Raw genomic sequence first — 1,208 nt, 5'->3', positions numbered from 1 at the left:
AGTGGTCGAGGCCGAGGCCGTCTTTGAGTTCGCGGTAGTCGTGTTCGATCCGCCAGCGGATCTTCGCGAGGCGGACGAGGTGCCGTAGTGGGGTGCCCTCGGGCAGGGTGGACAGCCAGTAGTCGGTGGGTTCGGCCTGGCCAGGGGGCCATTCAGCCAGCAGCCAGCATTCCGGCAGGCTCCGGTCGGGGTTGCGGGTGATGTTCCGGTTGGCGGGGCGGACCCGGAGTGCGAGGAAGCGGGAGCGCATCCCTGCGGTCGGGTTGGCCGGGGTCCTGTGGGTGCCGTGCCGCCAGGTCACGTACCGGCCGGCGGACCGTCCGGCCGCTGTCACCAGGGTCTTCAGATCGCGGGGCGGGTCGGGGTAGGCCGACGCGGGCGGCCGGCCGCTGCCCGAATAGGCCGCGGTGACCGGCACCGCGTCGGCCGGGTAGGCGGTCGCGGTCGGCTTCACGGCCAGCACGTAGGGGATGTTCCGGTCGGTCAGCCCCTGGCGGAAGGCGGCGGCGTCGCCGTAGCCGGCGTCCGCCACGACCGGCCTGCTCGGCAGTCCCCACCCGGCCAGCTCGTCGAGCATGTCCAGCGCGAGCCGCCATTTCTCCTGGTGCCGCGCCCTGTCGGGGATCGCGGCCCGTTCACGGCGGGCCCGGGCGCCGGCGACCTCGGTCGGGTCGGTCAGGGTGGTGTCGTCCCAGGAGGCCGGGAGGAACAGCCGCCAGTCCAGCGCGGCTGACGCCCAGTCGGTGACCGCGTGAACGGACACCCCGATCTGACAGTTCCCGACCTTGCCCAGGGCACCGGAGTACATCCGGGCCACCCCGGGCGAGGCTGGCCCGTCCTTGGGGAAGCCGGTGTCGTCCACGACCAGCGCGACCGGGTCGAGGAAGGCGACCGCCCAGCCGGCGAGGCGCCGGCGGACCTGGGTGTAGTCCCAGGTCGAGCTGGTCACGAACTGCTGCAGCTGCTGATGGTCCACGCCGAGGCGGGCAGCCATCGGGACCATGCTCTTGCGCTTGCCGTCCGTCAGCAGCCCCCGCACGTACAGCTCGCCCTTGCCCCGCTGGTCCGTCCGGGGCAGGTCCGCGAACATCTCCGCCGCGAACCGTTCGATCACCGGCCGCACACGGCCCATCTCACCCAGTTCCATACCAACCACCGCCACACACACGAAGACGACAGTCAGTACAACCAATGACAGACCTAATCAA

Annotated in this window: 1 protein-coding gene; it reads right to left on the bottom strand. The window is 71.4% G+C overall.

Annotation, left to right across the window (positions count from 1 at the left end; translation table 11 throughout):
* Positions 1-1,147, bottom strand: a 1,147-nt coding sequence (locus tag FMEAI12_RS35800; protein ID WP_112109417.1) for an IS701 family transposase, incomplete at its 3' end; no start/stop codon positions are given.
* Between the last annotated feature and the right edge of the window lie 61 nt (positions 1,148-1,208).

Origin of the sequence: Parafrankia sp. Ea1.12 (assembly GCF_900465275.1) — a bacterium.
Taxonomy (GTDB): Bacteria; Actinomycetota; Actinomycetes; order Frankiales; family Frankiaceae; genus Parafrankia; species Parafrankia soli.
The sequence above is the reverse complement of the archived record's forward strand: the minus strand, read 5'-3'. Positions and strand labels throughout refer to the sequence as shown.